We start from the raw sequence: 3113 nt of genomic DNA, 5'->3' as shown, positions 1-3113 counted from the left end.
AGGCAGAGTGATTCATACTAAGACCTTGAATACATGGAAGGCTGATAGAATGATCGCCCCCTATCGTAACCGGAAATATATTCTTTTTTGAGAAAGCTTGTATGATTTCTTTAAGGGCATCGAACTGCTTTCCATTTTTTTCAAAGGCAACTGCATTCACATCTCCGCAATCGACCATTCTAATTCCTTCTAACACCTGTTGATTAGTAATCGGATCATACATTCCTTGTAAGCTAGTTCCGTTATATTGAAAGAKTGAACCACTAACTCTTCTTAGGTATCCAGGAGCAAATCTCGTTCCAGGTTTGTAGGTTACATTAAGATCATAAGGCATTCCAATAAAGGCAAGATGACACCAATCCCCATCTAAGCATTGATCCATCGGTACAATAGAAGTTTGAAACATCCCGTTCTTATTGGTTGTTTGTTTAGATGCTCCTGCTTGATACACCTGTACAAGCCCCTGCTCTACTAGATAAGCATGCACATCTTCAAAGAAATCTTCGGTTAATCCATACTTATCATGAAGCTGTTGAAACACCGCTGCTTTTGTAGTTGCAATGGCATACGCTTGAATGATAGCAAGCAGCTGCTTCGTCACTTCAATCTTCCAGCCTTCTTTACTATCCCATGCTAGATAATGGTCCTGCTCTTCACTAATCACCAACGAGTCATTTATTTTGTAATAGAGATCATTTTTCACATCCATGGCCCCTTACGATTTTAGATAGCGAATCGTTCTCATATACATACTCTTGTGGCAGTGGAATACGGTTGAATTGGCGTGAGTTTGTCATGGTGTAAGCCCCTGAGGCAGTAAACAAAAGTGGAGTACCCAGTTCAAGATTAGTTGCCAAGTGAAACTCCATCATGCTTCCATTTGTGTCTTTCCCGAAAAAATCTCCTTCATATAACGTGTTTCCTGCAATAAAGTATGGTTCAACTTCCTCACTTGCTGTTTGCAAGGCGAACACTTGCGGCTTATGCCAAGGGGCAAGATTCCAAGCAGATAGATTCAATGTTAGGATACGTTTTTTGAAATGATCATGATATTCATTCGCTAAAACTGTCGCAACTAAATAACCACATCCTGCTAAGAGTGCACCACCAGGCTCAAACCTAAAGTGCATCTCACGACGATGTTTATTTGTCCACTCTTCAACTATATTATTTAAACGCCTTAGATAGTTGCGCGCCTCTGCTCGATCCACATAAAAATGAAAAAGCCCACCACCAAAATCAATCGTATCTACCTTCTTAAACCTTTCTGCAAGAGCCAGTAAATAGTCAGCTTTATACAGAAGCGATTCTGGTGTCATCTGGCCGCTATGAACATGAATACGTTTAACGGTAAGAGCATATTTCTCTATTACCTCATCTAGTAGAGGGTCTGTACTGTTTATCCCAAAACGACTATCGTTTCCAAACGTTGCATTGCTCTCCAAATGAGACGGTAAAGGCATTCTAATTCTTAACCCTATTTCTGTGTGCGGAAAGCTCTCACCGTACAATGTGAGCTGTGAAATCGAGTCTAAATCAATTAGACAATTCCCCTCCATCAACTCATTCATCTCTTGAACGGTGTAGGCAGGCGCAGTCGTCGTGATCTCTGAAAACCCTGCTTCTTTTGCGAGCTTGTACTCTCCAATACTTGCAACGTCACACCCCAAGCCCCAGCGAGCATATTGTGCTAGTATTTCCGGAGTATGGGTCGCCTTAACTGCTAGGTTTAACTTTGTATTTTGAACAAGAGAGAGATCCTCTTGAATCCGTCTCACAACATCTTTCATTCCTTTTAGGTCGTATACTAAGGCGGGTGTCTTCACCTCAGTTATCAAATCAAACAAACTTGCCTCTGGTTGAGAATAGAGCGGTTCTAGATACTCCTTAGTAGACATGTCCATCCAAAATTCCCCCTTATTTCTGAATATCTCATAGATCCCGTGAAGATGATGTACTTAATTAATAACTAATTATGTTAGGAAACTTAATAGATACGAGGGCGTGAGCCTCCTAAAATGGTTAAATCCAAATTAACAACCGGAACGCTCGTCTTTTCTGCTTTGTTAACCATACCTTCTTCAATTGAACCTTCTTTAATATTGATATTGTTTAAGTTAGCTTCTAAATTTTTCATTACTATCATCTCCTCTTAATCATTTTTTTGTCTTCARCGGGATCTATCAGAAATCCAAATGAGACATACAGTTATACCACCTTTGTATGTTTCAAGTAGACTTCTTATTTGTTTATCATTCCACTTTAGTGTTCATAAGGGAGGTCATTCAATGGCTCTATCATCATAGCCGCAACCTCAAATTGATTGAATGCAAGAGCTACCGCAAAGAATGCAACCGTCAATAGTACCTTTTTCATGTATGTGCACCTCCTAAATTCATTACAATTACTATACAATATTTTTAAAAAGTACCATTTTTCTGAATATTAGTATAATATATTAATTAGTCTCCCTTTCCAGTTTCTTACTTGTCTTTCCGTTTGTTTATATGRAAATGTGCATATTTGCAGAGGAGGAAAAAATGACTGACTTTAATGTGGGCATTGCTATCAGAGAAATTAGATTGCGGTATGGGTTAACTCAAGGTGAACTAGCAAATGGTATTTGTGATCAAACCCTGATTAGTAGAATTGAAAAAGGGGCGGTGATTCCTTCTTCCTTCCTACTAATGAAATTAGCCAAACGTATCGGAGTAGATGTAAGTTATTTACTTAACCTTGCTCACTACAGCAATGCTGATTACGTAYGTGAAGTGACTGAACAAGTTGATAGAATGTTAAAGGCAAAGTCCTTTGAAGAATTGCAGGAATTCGTAAAATGCGAGCGGGAGAACCCACTGTTTAAATCGACTGAAGGAGAACAGTACTTTCTCTGGTTGGAAGGAGTCTGCGCTTATTATGTGGATAAGACGCCTGATATTGCTATTCAATCTTTAGAACAAGCACTATCAAAAAGAGAAACCACCTCCAAGTCTAAATCTGATATAGACATTACGATCTTGAATAGCTTATGTGTTATTTTAAGTGAAGAGCAAAAATATGAACAAGCAGCTACATTATATGAAGTGTTAATAGAAGAGGTAGACACTCACCCA

The 3113-nt window shown here is 38.9% G+C and carries 4 protein-coding genes; 1 reads left to right on the top strand and 3 read right to left on the bottom strand.

What is annotated here, in order from left to right:
- From AB685_RS29335 to AB685_RS31590, 3 genes are all read right to left on the bottom strand, one after another.
- Positions 1-703 (bottom strand): arginase family protein (locus AB685_RS29335; RefSeq protein WP_047974145.1); only part of this gene is annotated, 703 nt, incomplete at its 3' end.
- Complete coding sequence (locus AB685_RS29330) at positions 693-1904, bottom strand: hypothetical protein (RefSeq protein ID WP_047974144.1); 1212 nt, start codon at positions 1902-1904, stop codon at positions 693-695. The genes AB685_RS29335 and AB685_RS29330, both read right to left, overlap by 11 nt.
- 83 nt (positions 1905-1987) lie before the next feature.
- Positions 1988-2137, bottom strand: a complete 150-nt coding sequence (locus AB685_RS31590; RefSeq protein WP_157860775.1) for a hypothetical protein — start codon at positions 2135-2137, stop codon at positions 1988-1990.
- 403 nt (positions 2138-2540) lie between these two features.
- Here AB685_RS31590 and AB685_RS29325 point away from each other — a divergent pair.
- The coding region (locus tag AB685_RS29325; protein ID WP_047974143.1) for a helix-turn-helix domain-containing protein at positions 2541-3113 on the top strand (573 nt) is incomplete at its 3' end.

It is taken from the genome of Bacillus sp. LL01, assembly GCF_001037965.1.
This window is presented reverse-complemented; position numbering and strand designations above follow the sequence as displayed.